Origin of the sequence: Paraburkholderia aspalathi (assembly GCF_900116445.1) — a bacterium.
GTDB classification, from domain to species: domain Bacteria; phylum Pseudomonadota; class Gammaproteobacteria; order Burkholderiales; family Burkholderiaceae; genus Paraburkholderia; species Paraburkholderia aspalathi.
In genome coordinates this window covers 1-18,349 of sequence record NZ_FPBH01000049.1, presented here as the reverse complement: position 1 = coordinate 18,349, position 18,349 = coordinate 1, and the positions used below count along the sequence as shown (strand labels likewise).

General features: G+C 61.2%; 17 protein-coding genes and 1 tRNA gene. 8 read left to right on the top strand and 10 right to left on the bottom strand.

The window, feature by feature from the left end:
• The first annotated feature begins 226 nt into the window (after positions 1-226).
• The 4 genes from selD (at position 227) to BM438_RS46820 (ending at position 3,729) form a co-directional block, all read left to right on the top strand.
• Positions 227-1,291 (top strand): selenide, water dikinase SelD, encoded by a 1,065-nt coding sequence (gene selD, locus BM438_RS41270; RefSeq protein ID WP_093646726.1) that lies wholly within the window; start codon positions 227-229, stop codon positions 1,289-1,291.
• Positions 1,292-1,436: 145 nt separating this feature from the next.
• Complete coding sequence (gene mnmH, locus BM438_RS41265; RefSeq protein WP_093646689.1) at positions 1,437-2,504, top strand: tRNA 2-selenouridine(34) synthase MnmH; 1,068 nt, start codon at positions 1,437-1,439, stop codon at positions 2,502-2,504.
• Positions 2,505-2,535: 31 nt separating this feature from the next.
• Positions 2,536-3,591 carry a permease gene (locus BM438_RS41260; protein ID WP_093646687.1) on the top strand — a complete coding sequence of 352 codons (1,056 nt, stop codon included), beginning with the start codon at positions 2,536-2,538 and terminating at the stop codon, positions 3,589-3,591.
• Between the two features lie 3 nt (positions 3,592-3,594).
• Entirely contained in the window at positions 3,595-3,729 is a 135-nt protein-coding gene (locus BM438_RS46820; protein ID WP_266212432.1) for a hypothetical protein, read from the top strand.
• 6 nt (positions 3,730-3,735) lie between these two features.
• Here the strand turns inward: BM438_RS46820 and BM438_RS41255 are convergent, their stop codons facing one another.
• Both BM438_RS41255 and BM438_RS41250 read right to left on the bottom strand, forming a co-directional pair.
• A complete protein-coding gene (locus tag BM438_RS41255) occupies positions 3,736-5,046 on the bottom strand; it encodes an MFS transporter (RefSeq protein ID WP_093646684.1) in 1,311 nt (436 codons plus the stop codon).
• Positions 5,047-5,287: 241 nt separating this feature from the next.
• On the bottom strand, positions 5,288-6,031 hold the full coding sequence (locus tag BM438_RS41250) for a GntR family transcriptional regulator (RefSeq protein ID WP_093646682.1): 744 nt from the start codon (positions 6,029-6,031) through the stop codon (positions 5,288-5,290).
• 155 nt (positions 6,032-6,186) lie between these two features.
• On the opposite strand from BM438_RS41250, the gene BM438_RS41245 reads away from it, so the two are divergent.
• Both BM438_RS41245 and BM438_RS41240 read left to right on the top strand, forming a co-directional pair.
• Positions 6,187-7,485, top strand: a complete 1,299-nt coding sequence (locus tag BM438_RS41245; protein WP_093646680.1) for an MFS transporter — start codon at positions 6,187-6,189, stop codon at positions 7,483-7,485.
• A 2-nt stretch (positions 7,486-7,487) separates the two neighbouring features.
• The gene (locus BM438_RS41240) at positions 7,488-8,423 is read left to right on the top strand and encodes an amidohydrolase family protein (protein ID WP_093646678.1); all 936 of its coding nucleotides are present in this window, start codon (positions 7,488-7,490) and stop codon (positions 8,421-8,423) included.
• 45 nt (positions 8,424-8,468) lie between these two features.
• On the opposite strand, the gene BM438_RS41235 is transcribed toward BM438_RS41240, so the two are convergent.
• The 8 genes from BM438_RS41235 to BM438_RS41200 all read right to left on the bottom strand — a co-directional run bounded on the left by BM438_RS41235 (position 8,469) and on the right by BM438_RS41200 (position 16,132).
• Positions 8,469-8,545: transfer RNA gene (locus BM438_RS41235), tRNA-Val, on the bottom strand.
• Positions 8,546-8,657: 112 nt separating this feature from the next.
• Entirely contained in the window at positions 8,658-10,148 is a 1,491-nt protein-coding gene (locus BM438_RS41230; RefSeq protein WP_093646675.1) for a M81 family metallopeptidase, read from the bottom strand.
• The gene (locus BM438_RS41225; RefSeq protein WP_093646673.1) at positions 10,145-11,425 is read right to left on the bottom strand and encodes a Zn-dependent hydrolase; all 1,281 of its coding nucleotides are present in this window, start codon (positions 11,423-11,425) and stop codon (positions 10,145-10,147) included. The genes BM438_RS41230 and BM438_RS41225 overlap by 4 nt, the downstream gene beginning before the upstream one ends.
• Positions 11,426-11,464: 39 nt before the next feature.
• Positions 11,465-12,166, bottom strand: a complete 702-nt coding sequence (locus BM438_RS41220) for an ABC transporter ATP-binding protein (RefSeq protein ID WP_093646670.1) — start codon at positions 12,164-12,166, stop codon at positions 11,465-11,467.
• Positions 12,163-12,930 (bottom strand): ABC transporter ATP-binding protein, encoded by a 768-nt coding sequence (locus BM438_RS41215; RefSeq protein ID WP_093646668.1) that lies wholly within the window; start codon positions 12,928-12,930, stop codon positions 12,163-12,165. The genes BM438_RS41220 and BM438_RS41215 overlap by 4 nt, the downstream gene beginning before the upstream one ends.
• Positions 12,927-13,994 carry a branched-chain amino acid ABC transporter permease gene (locus BM438_RS41210; RefSeq protein WP_093646665.1) on the bottom strand — a complete coding sequence of 356 codons (1,068 nt, stop codon included), beginning with the start codon at positions 13,992-13,994 and terminating at the stop codon, positions 12,927-12,929. Before BM438_RS41210 ends, BM438_RS41215 begins: the two co-directional genes overlap by 4 nt.
• Entirely contained in the window at positions 13,991-14,851 is an 861-nt protein-coding gene (locus BM438_RS41205; RefSeq protein WP_093646663.1) for a branched-chain amino acid ABC transporter permease, read from the bottom strand. Before BM438_RS41205 ends, BM438_RS41210 begins: the two co-directional genes overlap by 4 nt.
• Positions 14,852-14,923: 72 nt before the next feature.
• Positions 14,924-16,132, bottom strand: a complete 1,209-nt coding sequence (locus BM438_RS41200; RefSeq protein WP_093646660.1) for an ABC transporter substrate-binding protein — start codon at positions 16,130-16,132, stop codon at positions 14,924-14,926.
• A gap of 273 nt (positions 16,133-16,405) precedes the next feature.
• Between BM438_RS41200 and BM438_RS41195 the strand changes: the two genes are divergently transcribed.
• Complete coding sequence (locus tag BM438_RS41195; protein ID WP_093646658.1) at positions 16,406-17,251, top strand: FadR/GntR family transcriptional regulator; 846 nt, start codon at positions 16,406-16,408, stop codon at positions 17,249-17,251.
• A gap of 397 nt (positions 17,252-17,648) precedes the next feature.
• The gene (locus BM438_RS41190) at positions 17,649-18,113 is read left to right on the top strand and encodes a hypothetical protein (protein ID WP_093646656.1); all 465 of its coding nucleotides are present in this window, start codon (positions 17,649-17,651) and stop codon (positions 18,111-18,113) included.
• Positions 18,114-18,349: the final 236 nt, after the last annotated feature.

The following is an 18,349-nucleotide window of genomic DNA, read 5'->3' as shown; positions in this document are numbered from 1 at the left end:
TAATAACGATTATAGAGGCCGATATGAAGTCCTGCAGCCAGACTGCCCATCTCTTTAAAGTTGTTAAATATGAAGCGCCGCAGCCGGTTTAACGGAAGCAGCACTATTCCTCTTGCATCAGTTGATTGCGTCCGCAACGACCCACGCCGTGGGTGGCCGCTATCCTGCGCCGCGCTCGAACAACCGCCATAATGTGGTCATTCGAAGCCTGAAATCCGCGCCACACATGACCGACACCCTCCCCGCCGCAAACCCTTCGCCCCGCCTGACCAGCCTGTCGCACGGCGGCGGCTGCGGCTGCAAGATCGCTCCCGGCCTGCTCGCCGACCTGCTCAAGCGCAGCGCGCCGCTGCCGTTCTTTCCCGACCTGCTGGTCGGCAACGATACCGCCGACGACGCCGCCGTCTACCGGCTCAACGACGAGCAGGCGATCGTCGCCACCACCGATTTCTTCATGCCGATCGTCGACGATCCGTTCGACTTCGGCCGCATCGCCGCAACCAATGCGCTGTCAGACGTCTACGCCATGGGCGGCAAGCCGATCATGGCGCTGGCGATCGTCGGCATGCCGATCAATGTGCTGCCACACGACGTGATCGCGGCGGTGTTAAAGGGTGGCGAGTCCGTCTGCGCCGAAGCCGGCATTCCCCTCGCCGGCGGTCACTCGATCGATTCGGTGGAACCCATCTACGGCCTCGTTGCGATCGGCGTGGTCGATCCGCGGCGCGTCAAACGCAATGCCGGTGCGCGCGCGGGCGACGTGCTGATCCTCGGCAAGCCACTGGGCGTGGGCGTGCTGTCGGCGGCGTTGAAAAAAGACCGGCTCGATTCAAACGGCTATGCCGCGATGATCGCGGCCACGACCAAGCTCAACCGGCCGGGCGCGGCGCTGTCCGCGCTCGACGGCGTGCATGCCCTCACGGATATCACCGGTTTCGGCTTGCTCGGCCATACGCTGGAATTGGCGCGCGGATCGAATCTGACTGCTCGCGTGCGCTATGCGGATCTGCCCTGGCTGCCGGACGTGGTCAGCTTCGCGGAAGCCGGCATTTTTACTGGCGCTTCCGGGCGCAACTGGGACGCATACGGTAAAGACATTGTTTTGCCTTCCTCATTGCCGTCGACGGCCCGTACGCTGCTCACCGATCCGCAAACCTCGGGCGGCCTGCTGGTTTCATGCGCGCCGGAAGTAGTCGACGAGGTGCTCGCCCTGTTCCGCGCCGACGGTTTCAACGAAGCGTGCGTGATCGGCGAAATGGTCAGCGGAGACAAGCGAGTCGAGGTTAGCTGAGGCGCAAGCGGGTTTCATCGGCGAAGCCAGGCCAGGCAAGGCGAGACGCAGGTCCAGGACGCAGGCCTGCGCGGCTCGCCAGCCCGTATTCACGCCGCATGCGATAATTTCGCTTCCCCCGCCGGTCCGTTTCGTCCGTAACCCCTTGAAAAACCTACTCGTCAGCCTCGATCAAGCCGGTGATTTCGATGAAATCATCGACGTGCGCACGCCTCTGGAATTCGCCGAAGACCACATTCCCGGCGCGCTCAACGCACCTGTGCTGAGCAACGAAGAGCGTGTTCTGGTCGGCACAACTTACAAGCAGGTCTCAGCGTTCGAAGGCACGCGGATCGGCGCGGCGCTGGTTGCGCGCAACATCGCGCACCACCTGGAAACCACCTTCGCCGACCGGCCGCGCAACTGGCGGCCGCTGATCTATTGCTGGCGCGGCGGGAAACGTTCGGGTTCGGTCACGACGCTGTTCAATATGATCGGCTGGCCGGCACGTCAGCTGGACGGCGGCTATAAAAGCTATCGGCGCGCGACGCTGGACACCCTCGAGACGCTGCCGAAAAAGTTCAACTACATCGCGCTAGTGGGCCCGACCGGCAGCGGCAAGACACGCCTGCTCGAAGCGCTGCGCCAGGCGGGCGCGCAGACGCTGGATCTCGAAGCGCTGGCTGCCCATCGCGGCTCGTTGCTCGGCGCATGGGCAGGCATTGAGCAGCCGTCGCAAAAACTCTTCGACACGCTGCTGGTGACCGCCCTGCGCACATTCGATCCCAAACGGCCGGTGTTCGTCGAAGCGGAGAGCCGGCGGATCGGTTCGATCGCACTGCCGCTCGCGCTCCTCGACACGTTTCATCAGGGCGCTTGCGTCGAAGTGCTATCGAGCCACGAAGACCGCGCGGCGTTCCTGCTGCATGACTATGCGCATCTGTTCGACGATCCTGAATCGTTGAAAGCGCAGTTGCAGAAGATGATCGGTTTGCATAGCCGCGAACGTGTCACGGGCTGGCAACACCTCGTCGATGAAAATAGCCGGGCCGAGCTCGCGCGCGAGCTGATCGAACGGCACTATGATCCGGCGTATGCACGCAGCAGCCATCAGCATTTCGTGCAATTACCGCAGGCGTTGCAAATGAATTTTCGGCCCAACGACGCCGATGTCGTTGAGCAGGCCAACGCCCTGCTTGCCCAACTCGATAACAGCGCGCTCGCCGTCATCTGACCAAAAAAATTAACGTTCAAGACCATCCACTATGCAATCAACCCTTCGACAGCCCCGCGTCGCCCTCGGCTGGATCGTGTTTCTGCTGATCGCCGTCGTCGGGCTCTTCTATGTGAAGTGGTTTCCGTACTACAACCGGGCGTTCGTCGCCGCAAGTCAGCATTCCATCGGCAAGTCGATCCTGATGGGTACGGCGCCGAGCGCGCCTGCAGCCTCGTGGCAGGCCGCCATCGATTACGCGCTGGCCTACGGCAAGGCAATCTGGCAAGCCATGGTGCTAGGGCTTCTGCTGGGCTCGGCGGTGCAGGCGCTGATTCCGCCGCAATGGGTCGCGCGCGCGCTCGGCAGGACCGATTTCAGCAGCGTGGTGAAGGGCGGCTTGATGTCGTTGCCGGGCATGATGTGCACGTGCTGCGCGGCGCCGGTCGTGGCCGGCTTGCGCGCCCGTCAGGCGGCACCGGGTGCGGCGATCGCGTTCTGGCTGGGCAATACCGCTTTGAATCCGGCCACGCTGATTTTCATGGGCTTCGTGCTCGGCTGGCAATGGATGGGCTTGCGGCTCGCCCTCGGCCTCGTGATGGTGTTCGGCCTCGGCTATCTGGTGAACCGCATAGTCACGCCGAAGGAAGCCGAGGCGTCGCGCGAAGCCATGGCACAACTCGTCACCACCGACGACCCGGGCACCGCGTTCACACGCTGGGTGAAAATCCTCGGAACAATGACGCTGCGGCTGATTCCCGAATACATCGTCCTGGTGCTGATTCTCGGCGCCGCGCGAGCATGGCTGTTCCCGCACATCGGACCCAGCATCGATAACAGCCTGCTGTGGATCGTCGCTTTGGCGATCGCCGGAACCTTGTTCGTGATTCCGACCGCGGGCGAAGTGCCGATCATTCAGGCCATGCTCTCATTCGGCATGGCCGCGGGTCCGGCTGGCGCGTTGCTGATGACGCTGCCGCTAATCAGCGTGCCGTCGATGGCCATGCTTGGGCGCTCGTTCCCGAGGCGCGTGCTGACGGTCGTGGCGCTGGCCGTGGTGGTTTGCGGGGTGGTCAGCGGATTGCTGGCTATCGCATTGGGGTTTTAAAGCATGAAACGTATTGCAGCATTTGCAGCGACGAGCTGGTCGGCCGCGGCCCTTCTTTACTTCGGACAGCATTCGGTAGCGCTGATCGTGGTAAGCGGGGTTGTCGTGCTGGCCGGCTTCGACCTGCTCCGTCCCTGACGGGATCTACGTCGGACGAATCGTCGCAGACTCGAGCGTCATCCTGCGACGCGCGCCGATCAGCGCGGCCAGAGCCGTGCCGATCCCCAACGCAAACAGGCACGCCGTCGGCACCAGCATCGGCGCAACATGGCTGTGCGCCACCTTGCCGACATAAGGCATCAGGTTCTGCCCGGCAAAGCCGCCCAGATTGCCGATTGCGTTGATCGCCGCCACGCTCGCTGCGGCCCTTGCGCCGGAGAAGAATCGCGGGGGCAGCGACCAGAAGCACGGATAGAGCAAGGGGATGCACGCCCCGCCCAGACACAGCGCGGCAAAACGCAGCGACGCTGTCGGCAGAACCAGGCTCGACGCAAAGCAAACGACGCCGATGCCGGCCACCACGCTCATCGCCTTCAACACGACGCGCTCACGCTTGAGCTTCCCAGGCAGCCACAGCAGAAGCAGTGTCGCGAGCGCCCACGGAATCATGTTCAGCAGACCGTTCAGCGACGACGACACGCCATCGCTTTTCAGCAACGTCGGCATCCAGTAGGTCACCCCGTACAACGACGTCGACATCAGCATGTACGTCAACGCGAACATGAGAACCTTCGGATCGAGCAACGCGCCCCAAGGCCGCGTCGCCTTGGCATCATCCGACGCTTCCCGCTTGAGCGCGGCGATGACGACATCCTTCTCCTGCTGCGAAAGGAACGGCGCTTCCTGCACCGAATTCGGCAAGAATTTGAGCGCGACGAACGCAATCAGAATGGCGGGAATGCCGGTGGCGATGAACACCCACTGCCAACCCGCGAAACCCCACGTGCCGCCTAACGTCAGCAGAAGACCGCCGACCAGCGAGCCCAGCATGTTGGCGAGCGAGCTACCCAGCGTGAAGAACCCCAGCACTTTGGTGCGATAGCTTTGCGGGAACCACTGCGTGAGGTAGTAGATGACGCCGGGATAGAAGCCGGCTTCGGCAACGCCCAGTGCGAAGCGAAAGGAATAGAAAACGGGCAGCGAGCGCGCGAACGCCATCAGCACCGTGACCACACCCCAGGTCATCATGATCCGCGCGAGCCAGGTCCGCGCGCCGAAGCGATGCAATGCCAGCGTGCTGGGCACCTCGAAGATAAGGTAGCCGATGAAGAACAGCGAAGCGCCGAGGCCATATGACGCCTCCGTCATGCCGAGGGCATGCACCATCTCCAGCTTGGCGAAACCGACGTTCTGGCGGTCGATAAACGAAATCAGAAACATGACGATCAGAAGCGGCATCAGACGCCACGCCATCTTCCTCATTACCTGCTGCTCAAATCCTGCCTGCGTAGACATGTCCGCTCCGGTTTTCTCGCCGGCCGCCTTCGCCTTTCGCTTCGCGGCATGGCAGCCGCTACGCCCAGGGAAACGGCCAGATTGATATAGTCATATATATGTTTATATGAACTAGCATCGGACACCATGGGGTGATACCCGGATAGGCGCGTGCAGCCCAGCGATCCTGGAGCCGCGGTGCTTAAAAAACGAGGTGAGGTTGGGACGGATCAGTTCCGCGGTATTCCAGCGGGTCACTGACTCAGCGGATTTCCACCTGGTACTGAAACGTCGTGGCTGCGCCGCGCGTGCTACGCCATTCGAACGGCGTGCCCGCGAAGTCCGATGCGACACGCTGGACCTGGATGACAGGGCTGCCGACCGCTACATCGAGAAGCGAGGCATCGTCGGATGTGGCTTGTTCTACTCTTAAGATTTCCGTAGCGGACGCCACGATCTGCCTGCAAAGACGTTCATACAACGGATACAACAAGTCCTCGAAATCACCGAGCGGCAACGTGGCCAGGGGTTCGAAACGCGCACGCGGCAACCAGATTTCTTCAGACAGAACCGCCTGGCCTTCGATCAGGCGCACACGCGAGAGGTGGATCGCTTTCTCGGAGGCTTTCATGCCCAAAGTAGAGCGAATTTCTTCGCCGGGTTTCACGATCTCGCGCTTGAGCACGCGCGCGGTCGGCCGCACCGGCTCGCCGTCGCGCGACTTGAAACGGAAGAAACGAAACAGCGACGAATCGAAACGGGGCCGGCGAATAAACGTGCCCTTGCCCTGGCTGCGCCTGAGCACGCCGTCGACAACGAGCAGATCGATCGCCTTACGAACCGTGCCAGTGGAGACGTTATAGAACTGCCCCAACTCCGCCTCCGTGGCGATGGGTTCCTCCAGCGCCCATTCGCCTGCGGCAATGCGGCCAACCAGGTCGTCACGCAATTGCTGATAACGGGGCAACCGACCATCCGGCTTGGTCACGAAAGAGGTTGCGTCCATAGCATTCATATAGTTGTTCAGAGGAGTAACTACTGTACAACATCCCGCGGCGGCGACGTGAGCAAGGGTTAATACTCAATGACTTTTGGTGGCTTTGCGACCACCATTCATACAGTCATATATATGACTACATGATAAGCACGACGGAGACGGCTATGTTCACGTGGTACAAGCAAGACACGCCCCTCGAACGCAACACCTTCTGGGGGTGCTTTGCGGGTTGGGGGCTCGACGCGCTCGATGTGCAGATGTTCACCCTCGCCATCCCCGCGATCATTGCCGCGTACGGCATCGACCACACGCAGGCCGGCGCGATCAGCAGCGTGACCTTGATATCTTCGGCGCTCGGCGGCTGGATCGCAGGCGCGTTGTCGGACCGCATCGGACGGGTCCGGACCTTGCAAATAACGATCCTCTGGTTCGCCGGTTTCACCTTTCTCTGCGCGTTCGCGCAAAACTTCCCGCAACTCCTGGTTCTCAAGGCGCTGCAAGGATTCGGATTCGGTGGCGAGTGGGCGGCAGGTGCGGTACTGATGGCGGAAACCATTCGCACCGAACACCGCGGCAAAGCGATGGGCGCCGTGCAAAGCGCCTGGGCGGTCGGCTGGGGCGCAGCCGTGCTGGTGTATGCCGCGGCGTTCTCCTGGTTGCCGTCGGACACCGCATGGCGCGTGATGTTCGCCGTCGGCCTCGTGCCCGCCGGCCTGGTGCTATTCGTCCGGCGCAATCTGAAGGAACCGGCACGCGTCGCGCCGGCAAGCGCTGCTCCTAAGGTCTCGGTGCTCGGGCAGATAACCCAGGTCTTCCAGCCGCGTGTGCTCCGGACCACCGTGATCGGCGCCGTGCTGGGCACTGGCGCGCATGGCGGGTACTACGCGATCATGACCTGGCTGCCCACCTTCCTCGCCAAAGAACGGCACCTGTCGGTTCTGAACACCGGTGGCTATCTGGCGGTCGTCATCGTGGCTTTCTGGTGCGGCTGCATGGCGAGCGCCTATCTGCTCGACCGCATTGGCCGTCGGCGCAATGTCGCCCTCTTCGCGTTCTGCTGCATCGTTACAGTTCTCGCTTACGTGATGCTGCCGCTGAGCAACACGCAAATGCTCGTGCTGGGCTTCCCACTCGGCTTGTTCGCCGCAGGCATTCCAGCGAGTCTCGGCCCGCTTTTCAACGAACTGTATCCGGCCGACATGCGCGGCACAGGCGTCGGATTCTGCTACAACTTCGGACGGATCGCCTCGGCGGGCTTCCCCGTGCTCGTCGGCTACATGAGTCATTCGATGTCGCTCGGCATGGCAATCGGAATCGACGCGGCCATTGCTTACGGCCTCGCGATGTTCGCTGTATTGCTGCTGCCCGAGACGCGCGGCAAACGTCTGCGTGGCGTGGTGCCTGAATCGGCTCCCGATACCGTCGACAACGCGCGATTGACCCTGGACCCGCCGCGGGGTTGATCATGAGTGCTCCCGTATCCGTCGCCCAGTCCCACTCCTGCCGCGTGGACACTCACGCGCATGTCTTCGAGAGAGGTTTGCCGCTCACGGATAGCCGGCGCTACGCGCCGGGCTACGACGCCACGCTCGACACGTATTTGCAACTGCTGAACACGCACGACATCGGGCGCGCGGTTCTCGTGCAGCCGAGTTTTCTCGGGACGGACAATCGCTACCTGCTACAAGCACTGTCGCGAGATACGCACCGCTTAAGGGGCGTAGCGGTCGTTGCGCCCGATGCTTCAGAGGAAACGCTGGCGGACCTACATGGTCGCGGCGTAACCGGCATACGGCTCAATCTGATCGAGCAGGCATTGCCGGATCTGGGGGCGAAATCATGGACGCCGTTGCTTGAGCGACTGGCGAGGCTGGGTTGGCACGTCGAACTACACCGGAATGCGCAGGACCTGGCACCGATGCTCGACCGCTTGCTCGAAGCTGGCGTACCCGTGGTCGTCGATCATTTCGGACGCCCCGACCCTGAGAAAGGAATTCACGATCCCGGCTTCAAGAGGTTGCTCGGTTATGGCGCAACCGGTCGGGTGTGGGTCAAGGTCTCGGGCGCGTACCGATGTGCGGTTCCGGGTTCGGGTTTTGTGCGTGAGGCGACGAGCCTGCTTGTCGAACACTTCGGCGCTGAGCGGCTGATGTGGGGAAGCGACTGGCCCCATACTCAGTACGAGCAGGTGATGAACTACGGCCAGTCGTTATCGACGCTATTGGAACTCGGCCTGGACGCGGCGGTGGTCGACACGATTCTATGCACGACCCCTGCGTTGTTCTACGGATTCGAACAGCGAACGAATCAGGCTGTGGCGAAATACAGCCAATACGAAGGGGAGAACCTGGCAGGACAGCCGCACGATGACGATGTGCGCCGATGTGATGCGAGAACATGACAGTAGACGAAAGCGGAGCCGCTTTCGTCTACGTCACATATGCGTTGGTAGGCTCGATTGGATTCGAACCAACGACCCCCACCATGTCAAGGTGGTGCTCTAACCAACTGAGCTACGAGCCTTTAGAGGCGCGAATTATAGAGACTCCGGACGCGTCGCACAAGCCCTGCGGGACAAGTATGTTCATGGGCGAATGTCCGTCGATTCGTCGTGTGGATCGTTGTTCAACCCGCTTCAGTTTGTCGACGCCCATTCGGTCTGCGCGTCCAGCGGAAACACCGGCCGCTTCACGTGCTCGAACCTGAACAGTCCGTAATCCGAACTCGTCACACCACGGCTGTCGCACTCCACCAAGCCGACGGCGATCGGCACAAAAACCGGCCGGTAGTACATGCGTGATTTGAGCAACAGGAAACGCGCGCGGCGCGGATCGATGCCGACGCTCTCGAACACGCCGAGGTCCCACGGTTCGTGTGTGCGCTCGGTCATCACGAGCTTGACCGTGCCGGTGTCGAGCACGGCCGCGCGCCCCATGAATGCACGCTGGCCTGTGTAGGTCGGACCGCTGATCACGTATTCGCCATCGGTCAGCGCGCGCACTACGCCGGTCACGGCAACCGGCGGCCGCGGCGTCACCGCGCTGCTTGCGACCTTGTTGCCGATCGTCACCGTCACCGTGCTGCCGACTCCCGCAGCCATCAGCGCCGCGACGGCCTGCGGATCGCACAACGGGCCGCTCACAACCCCTTCGAGCTTCTGCTTGAGCGCTTCCTCCAGCAGGTCCATCGTGTCGCATGTGCCGCCCGACATGCAGTTGTCGCCGTGATCGAGCAGCAGTACCGGTTTGTCCGTGCCCTGTGCGAGCGCCGCGGCCTGTGCGACAGATTCGGCCAGCGCCGCACTGCGATAAACGAAATCTTCGCGCTCGTTCCAGATCTGTCGCGCGATGCGCTCCGCTACCGATTCCGCTTTCGCACGGTCACCGTTCGCCACCACGACGACGCTGATACATGGCGCCTCGATGTCAGCGAGCGAAAAGCCGGACAACACCGACACAGCCAGCACGCCATCGACCTCAGCCGCGCGTGCAGCGTCTACCGCGCGCTTCATCGCACCTTCGGCCGTCGCGCTGCGCAGCGTATGCGTGAGCAGCGGCGGCTGGCGCCATGCGATCACCGGCTTCGCCCTGCCGTGGACCAGGTCGAACAGCAGACGCGCCGTATGCGCGCCGGTCTCGTACATATCGACGTGCGGATAGGTTTTGAAACTGACGATCACGTCGGCGTTATCGACCATCTTCTGCGTGACGTTGCCATGCAGATCGAGTGCGACGGCAATCGGCGCGTTCGGCAACGCGGCGCGCACGCGTTCGAGCAGATCGCCTTCGCCGTCGTTCGTATTTTCGGCGACCATGGCACCGTGCAGGTCAAGCATCACGGCATCGCAACCCGTTGCGGCCGCAACGATTGCCTCGCAGATCGCGTCGTACGCGGCGGCTTCGACGGGTCCGCTCGGATTCGCCGATGCGGAAATGGGCGTCACGATCCCGGCATGCTCGCGCTCGGCTGCGTCGATGAACGCGGCCATTGCCGTCTGCATGCCCTTGTTTTCGTTGAACGCGTCTTCGCCGTAGCTCGGGCCATTGCGGCCGAACGCTGCAAGCGGCGTGGCCACCGGCGAGAACGTATTGGTCTCGTGGTTCATCCTTGCAATCAGGACTTTCATGCTTCCGTGCCCCCCGCCGTTTGCGCGGCGTTCAGCATCGCCTGCAATAGCACGTTGCAGCCGGCTTCCAGATGGTCCGCGCGCGCGTCTTCGATTTCGTTGTGGCTGATGCCGTCCTTGCACGGTACGAAGATCATCGCTGCTGGCGCGACGCGTGCGAGATAAACGGCGTCGTGGCCCGCGCCGCTGATGACGTCCATCGACGAAAATCCGAGCGTGTCCGCGCCCTGTTGAACCGCGGCGACCAGATCCGCCGCGAACGGTTGGGGCGGGAAATACACCACTTGTTCGACGTCGACCGTGATGCCGGCCTTCTCACCCGCGGTCGCACAGGCAGCGCGTAGTGCGGCATCCATCTCTGTGAGCGAGGCATCGTCAGCGGCCCGCAGATCGGCCGTCAGGGTCACGCGGCCTGGAATCACGTTGCGCGAATTCGGATGCACGTTGAGCCAGCCGACCGTGCCGCGCCCATGCGGCGCGTGATCGAGGGCAATGCGATTCACCGCGTGAATCAGATCGGCCGCAACGAGCAATGCGTCGCGGCGCAGTTCCATCGGTGTAGGGCCGGCGTGCGCTTCCATGCCGTGCACTGTCACGTCGTACCAGCGCTGACCTAACGCGCCCTGTACGACGCCGATCGTCGTGTCATGCGCCTCCAGCACCGGCCCTTGTTCGATATGCGCTTCGAAATACGCGCCGACTACATGAGGCTTCCCACTGTCACCCGCATAACCGATTGACGCGAGCGCGTCGCGCACCGAAATACCCTCGCGATCGCGTTGTTCGAGCGCATGCTCCAACGTGAACGCACCGGCGAACACGCCTGAACCCATCATCACCGGCACGAAACGCGAGCCCTCTTCATTGGTCCACACCGCGACCTCCAGCGGTGCGAGCGTCCGCACGTTGGCGTCGGCCAATGTGCGCAACACTTCAAGACCAGCCAGTACGCCGTAATTACCGTCGAACTTGCCGCCTGTGGGCTGCGTATCGATGTGGCTGCCGGTCATCACCGGTGGCAGGTCGTCACGCAACCCCGCACGACGCACGAAGATATTACCGATCGCGTCGATCCGCACGCTGCAGCCAATCTCCTTTGCCCACGCGATAAAGAGGTCACGCGCCTTGCGATCCAGGTCAGTCAACGCGAGCCGGCATACACCGCCTTTTTCCGTCGCGCCGATTTGCGCGAGTTGCATGAGACTGTCCCAGAGCCGCGCACCGTCGACACGCAGATCAGCGAGCGTCGCGACGGTTGTTGATTCATGAACTTGCATCGATGCTTCCTCGTACTCGTAATGAAGACAGCGTGGGCGTTAGACGACGCCCACGCCCAGATAACGGTCCTTGATCGAATCGTCGGCGGCGAAGGAAGCGTTGTCGCCTTCGTAGACGATCACACCTTGTTCGATGATGTAGTGGCGATCCGCGAGTTGTGTGCAGACTTCCAGGTTCTGCTCAACCAGCAGAATCGCGACGCCCGCTTCACGGATCAACTTGAGTTGCGCGACGATCTCTTCGACGATCACTGGCGCGAGGCCTTCAACCGGTTCGTCGAGCATCAACAGTCGCGGATGATTCATCAACGCACGGCCGATCGCGAGCATCTGTTGTTCGCCGCCGGAGAGTTGTGCACTACCGTTCGTGCGCCGCTCTTTCAGCCGTGGAAATATGCGGTAGATGTCTTCGAGTTGCCACGGCGAATCCTTGCGCGCGCCGAGCCTTAGGTTTTCTTCGACGGTCAACAGGCGAAAGACGCCGCGATGTTCGGGCACGAAGCACACGCCTCGCGAAGCTATCTTGTGCGGCGGCATGCCGTTGATTGTCGTGCCGTTGAACATCACCGTACCGCGCTGCGGTGTGACAACACCGGCAATGGCCTTGAGTGTGGTCGACTTACCTGCGCCGTTACGACCCAACAGCGTGACCGTTTCACCATCGTTGATTTGCAAGGAGACACCTTGCAGGATGTGGCTCTTGCCGTAGAAGCCGTGAATCTGCTGAACGTCGAGAATCATGCGCGGCCTCCGGTAATCATGTTGCCGAGATAAGCGCTGCGTACGCGCTCGTCGCCGCGAATATCGTCCGGGCGCCCTTCCACCAGCACGCGCCCTTGTTGCATGACGGTGATCGTGTCGGAGATATCCATCACGATGCCCATGTTGTGTTCGATCAGCACGACGGTGTAATCGTCACGCAGGCCACGGATCAACTGCTTCATGTCGTCGAGGTCGTCGATGCCCATGCCGGAAGTCGGCTCATCCAGAAAGATCGCCTTGGGCCGCGCTGCGAGCGCCATGCCGACTTCAAGCCGTCGCTGCTGGCCGTGCGATAGCGCGCCCGCCGGCACCTCGCTAAAGCGCTGCAATGCGAGGCGTTCAAGCACACTGTCAACGGTGTCCGCGTGAGTGAGTGCACCATGCGGCGGCGTCCATGCGTTCAATGCACGCACCGCGTCGACACCTTGCGCGGCAAGCCGCAGATTTTCGCGCACGCTCAGATTGGCGAACAGGCTCGTCACCTGGAACGAACGCGCGACGCCGCGGCGCACGCGTTTATGGTCGGGTTCATGTGTGACGTCATGACCGTCGAAGATGATCTTCCCGTCGGTGATGGGCAACGTACCCGTCAACACGTGAAACAGCGTCGTCTTGCCCGCGCCATTCGGACCGATTACCGAATGCACGGTACGTGGCATAACGCGCAGATTGACTTCGGAGAGCGCCGTGAATTTGCCGTACCGCTTCACCACGTCGCTCGCTTGCAGAATCGCTTCGGTCATATGCGCTCCTCAGTTGCGTGGTTGCCAGTATCGTTGTCAGCGTCTGCGGATGAGTTACGCCGCAGCGCCTGCCAGATTCGTTCGCCCAAGCCCCATAGCCCGCGCTGCATGAAAAGGCTAACGGCGATCAGCACGATGCCGAGCAGCAACAGCCAGCGCGGCCATAGCGTGGACAACCAGTCGGCGAACAGCACATAGAACGCCGCGCCCAGCACCGACGCGAACAGATTGCCCGTGCCACCGATCACCGTCATCACGAGAATCATCTCGCTCGTGTGGTAATCGATATTGGACAGTGGCGCGATGCCGGTCATCAGCGCGTGCAACGCGCCAGCGAGGCCCGTCACTGCGCCGGAGATCACGAACGCCATGAGCTTGAAGCGTTTGACGTCATAGCCGACTGCGGCCGCACGCGCCTCGTTGTCGCGGATCGCCAGCAACGTGCGGCCGAATACCGAATGCGAGACACGCATCAGCAACCAGAACGCCACGAGGAACAGCACGGCGACGAAAGCGTAGTACTGCCACGGCGAAGTCAACGGTAAGAGTGCCTTGCCGAATAACCCCAGCGCCGGGCGTGGGATGTCGAGCAAGCCGTTGTCACCTCCGGTCAGATCGGGCGTGGTGTAGGCGAGGAAGTAGAACAACTGCCCGAATGCAAGCGTCAACATGACGAAGTACGTGCCGCGTTGACGAATCGAAAACCAGCCGACCAGCGCCGCGGCAGCCGCGCCGATCACGATCGCGGCAAGCAGCGCCACGGGTATCGGCATGCCCGTTTTGGTCAGGACGAGGCCCGCGCAATAGCTGCCGAGTCCGAAGAAAATGCCCTGCCCGAAAGAGAGCAAACCCGTATGGCCGAGCAGCAGATTGCAACCGAGCGCGGCGAGCGCGAACACGAGTACTTCTGTGGCTAACGATCCGGAACGTAACGTCAGCGGCAATACGCACACGACCAGTAACGCAAGCAACAGGAAGCGATAGCGATGCAACGCATGCTTCAAGCTCCGTTGAGCCGGCCGGGAAGAGGCATCATGAACAGCAGGTTTCGAGGTATCGATCATGCCGCTCTCCCAAGCAGGCCGTTCGGCCGTAGCAGCAGCACGGCGGCCATCGCGACATAAATCATCAGCCGTGCGCCTTCCGGCCACAGCGTACTCATCACGCTCTGCACGATGCCGACCAGCAGTCCGCCTACCAGCGCGCCCAGAAAGTTGCCCATTCCGCCGACTACCACCACGACGAACGCGACGCTGAGCGCCTCGATGCCCATGAACGGATCAACGCCGCGAATCGGCGCGGCGAGCACACCGGCCAAAGCGGCAGTGGCGGCGCCCAGCGCGAACACAAGGCTGAAAACGCGCATCACGTTGATGCCGAGCAATGACACCATTTCCGTCGATTCACTGCCGGCGCGCACCGCGCTACCGAGCCGTGTACCCTCCAGCACCCACCACAACAGCGCAGCCAGCACAGCCGTGAAGCCGATCACAAACAGGCGGTACTTCGGATACACGAAACTGCCCCAGATCACCACGCCGTTCAGCATGTCGGGAACCGGTACGTTGTCGCCGAGCGGTCCCCAGACCAGGATCGCACATTCCTGCACGACGAGGGCGAGACCGACCGTCACCAGAATATGAAACTCATGCTGTTGCGCGTAGACGTGCCGCAGAATCAGCTTCTCGACGATCCACGCAAGCGCACCGACGACGATCGGTACGACGACGAGTGCGGTCCAGAAATTCATCGACCACTGCATGGCCTGATAGCAAAAGTACGCGCCGAGCAGATAGAACGCGCCGTGCGCGAAATTCACGAAGCGCAGCAGGCCGAACACGATCGACAAACCGACCGCGAGCAGGAAATACAGCATTCCCACTCCGATGCCGTTGACGATCTGCAGGAGATAAACGTTCATGGCGTCCGTCTAAAGGGTGTAGCGATGGAGTTTCGCTAATGAGCGTGCCGCGTTGCTTGCGGCGCTGATGCATCAGGCCATCTTGCAGCCGGTCTTGTCGAGCGGGAGGAACGACTGGCCGGAGCTCACGATATCCGCGTAGTCGTCGGCGTTTTTCATCTTGTTCTTCGCCTTGCCCTTCAACAAATAGTAGTTCTTCAGCACCTGATGGTCGCCCTTGCGGACTTCCTCCGGACCGGTCAAGCCGTCGTACTTCATCCCCTCGAGCGTTGCGACCACCTTCTTCGGATCGACTGTGCCCGCTTTCACGATGCCGTCGAGCAGGATCTTTGTGCAGATGTAAGAACCTGCGAGACTGTAGTTGGGATTGGCCTTGAACGCGGCATTGCTGCGTTTGACGAGATCGCGATTGAGCGGCGAGTCGATGTCGTGCCAATACTGTGCGCCAAAATAGACGCCTTCGCACAGGTCAGCACCGAGCGATTCGAACTGCTCCAACCCGGAAGCCCACGCGAGCAGAATCGTGCAATTGTTCTTCATGCCGAAACTCACGGCCTGGCGCAACGTATCGGACGATTGCGAACCGAAGTTGAGAATCAGCAGAACGTCAGGCTTCGCGGCGACTGCATTCGTCAGATAGCCGCTGAATTCCTTCTCGTTGAGCGAGTGGTAGCTATTGCCCACGTGCTCAATGCCCTTCTCCTTGAAAATCGCCTTGGCCGCCGATAGCAAACCATCGCCGAATACGTATTGCGGCGTGATGGTGTACCAGCGCTTGGCTTTCGGCATCATCTGGATCAACGGACGCACGGTCTGTTCGATCGCGCCGTAAGTCGGCACGGACCAGCGGAAAGTCGCGTCGTTGCAGTCCTTGCCGGTGATTTCGTCCGCGCCTGCAGTGGTGATAAAGATGCCGCCAGCTTTCTGGACTTCCTTGCCCATTGCCAATGCTTCGGATGACAAAATACCGCCGGCAAAGAAGCGTGCATTCTTCTGCTGTGCGATTTCCTGCACTCGGCGCACGGCTGTTGCGGGTTTGCCTTCCGTGTCAAGCACCGTGTACGCAAGCGGTTGACCGAGTACCTTGCCGTACTGCTCGATAGCGAGCTTCATGCCGAGGTCGGCATACTTGCCGTTCGCCGCGAACGGGCCCGACATCGGCACCGGACAGGCGAACTGCAAGGTGCCGGCCTGCGCGAACGCGCTACGCGCGACTAGCGAGCCCAACGTCCCCGGAACGGCCGACAACGCGGCCAGCTTCAACATATTTCGGCGATTCAAAATGACGCTCCTTAAGAAAGAGACACGCACTGACCGACTGCGAAACTGAAAGACTGCGCGAACGACGACGAAAGCCTGCTGGCCGCCGAGAAGTTTTCCACCACACCGGCTTTGTTCTATTTATCATGATAAATAGGTTGGACTCGATCGTAGGTACAATAAATTCGAGTGTCAATAAGGCAAAATTCCTGGCGGCAGCGGCACGGCTTTCCGTGCCATGACGGGCCCGGCAGCCCGTCAAAAGCGCGCAGGACAAAACTGGGAGTAACGAAAATGGCCATCGACCGCGCCAAGGCTGGCGCCGCGATTGAGATCAAGCAGCAAAAGCGTGGCGATCTGGTCGCCGAAGAGATCAAGCGGCTCATCACAGAGAAAGACCTGAAACCGGGTGACCGCCTGCCGCGCGAGGTGGAACTGCAGCAGCTCTTTTCGGTGAGCAAGAGCACGATTCGCGAGGCACTGAAGTCTCTCGAGGTGCAAGGTCTCATCAAGGTGACCACGGGCCCAAGCGGCGGCGGCATGGTGGTTGAAGTGCCGCTCGATCGCACGCTACAGCTCCTGCAGAATTACCTGTTCTTCAAGGATGTATCGATCGACGACATTTACACCGTGCGCAAATTGCTGGAGCCGGAGCTAGCGGCGGGTGCGGTGCCGCATCTGACGGAGCAGGACTTCGAGGCGCTCGAAGCAAGCATTGCGTGCTGCGACCGGCCGGCTTCGTCACATGGCGGACAGGACATCGTTCGGCAACGTCAGGAAGACGTCAATTTTCACGACATCCTCGCGGCGGCGAATCCCAATCCATTCCTGCGCTTCAGCTGCGAGTTGATCAACGAAATGATCCGGCAATTGATCGAGTTTCGTAACGACACGCCGCAGGTCGAACATGAACGTTTTGGTCTCGCCAACGTGAAGATTCACAAAGCGATCACGAAAGCGGCGCGTGAACGCGATGTGGAAAAGGTGCGCGAGTTGATGGTGGTCCACATGACCGAAGCGCCACGCTACGTGAAACGGATGAAGGGCAAATTGCGTGGCCGGCTGATTCTCGATTCGGAGATTCGCCGGCGCGTGAGGGCGCGCAGTGTGGCGCCGGTTGATGAGCCGGATCAGGAGTGAAGCCGATTTGACAGATGCTGCGGCTGGGTAGCGCGGCGTCTACAACGGAATGTGCTCGGCTTAGGTCGGAAGTTTACTAACAGCGTGTTCACGGTCGACCAAACCGCCGGGACACGACGACCAAGCAGGGCCGGTATGTCCGAAATTGCCATGATGCGGGACCCGGTAGTTCCAGAGACTGTTCGATCCGAGGCTGCGACAAAACAAGGGAAATCGGAAAAACCGTGCAATCGAGATGAAAGCTCGAGTGCACCGGTCAGTCTATGCCAATTGGTTTAAGACAGCCATTCCACTGCTTTCGACGACCGAATTGGGGTGTGATAGCCGCCTAATAAGGACTCAACCTTTTGCCGTACGCGCCGTTATTGCATCTGCACAGGCATAACACTGGACCGTCATGGCACAACCTATTCCGTTTTCCCGCAAGACTGGCGCCGCACGTGCTCGGCATGACAAAGCCATGCTGTTGCCCATCGCCCGGCAGGTCGCCGACGACCTTGCCCTGCGCGTGCATCTGGCGCTCGACGCCTTGCGCCGGGGTGCCGGCAGCACGAGCGATGCGCAAACGCTCACCCAGGTCATGCTGTTGACGGGTTTTCTGGCTGAATCGGGTTTTGGCTCGACGACTGGCGAGCAGATCGGTGCGGCGGAGAGAGCGGTGTCAGCGGTTTTCGATATCGGCCGTGAGACCGGCGAGTGGAGATTGGACAGCGCAGGGTTCGCGCTTTTCGCCGAAATCGCATCGAACTACGATCGGCAACTGCACAGCGCACCCCTTTGGGCGATCACCGACGCCAGTGAACGGCTCGACCGCTTCACCGCAGGCTTGTCGTATCAGACGCCGGTGCGGAAAAGGGCTTAAACGGATGAGATGATGCAGGACGGTGAGGGGAGTACCGTCGGCGATTTTGCGGCATTACGGATAGGGGTGAGACCAGAAGAACCGGAGCGCTTCGGGCAAAGTCTCACCGCGGCGATGTTTTCTGCGTCCACGTTTTTGCCGCGTAAACGCAGAAACCCCACCTTTTAGGGTGGGATTTCTGGTCATGCTGGGGAGCCTGACGATTACCTACTTTCACACGGGAATCCGCACTATCA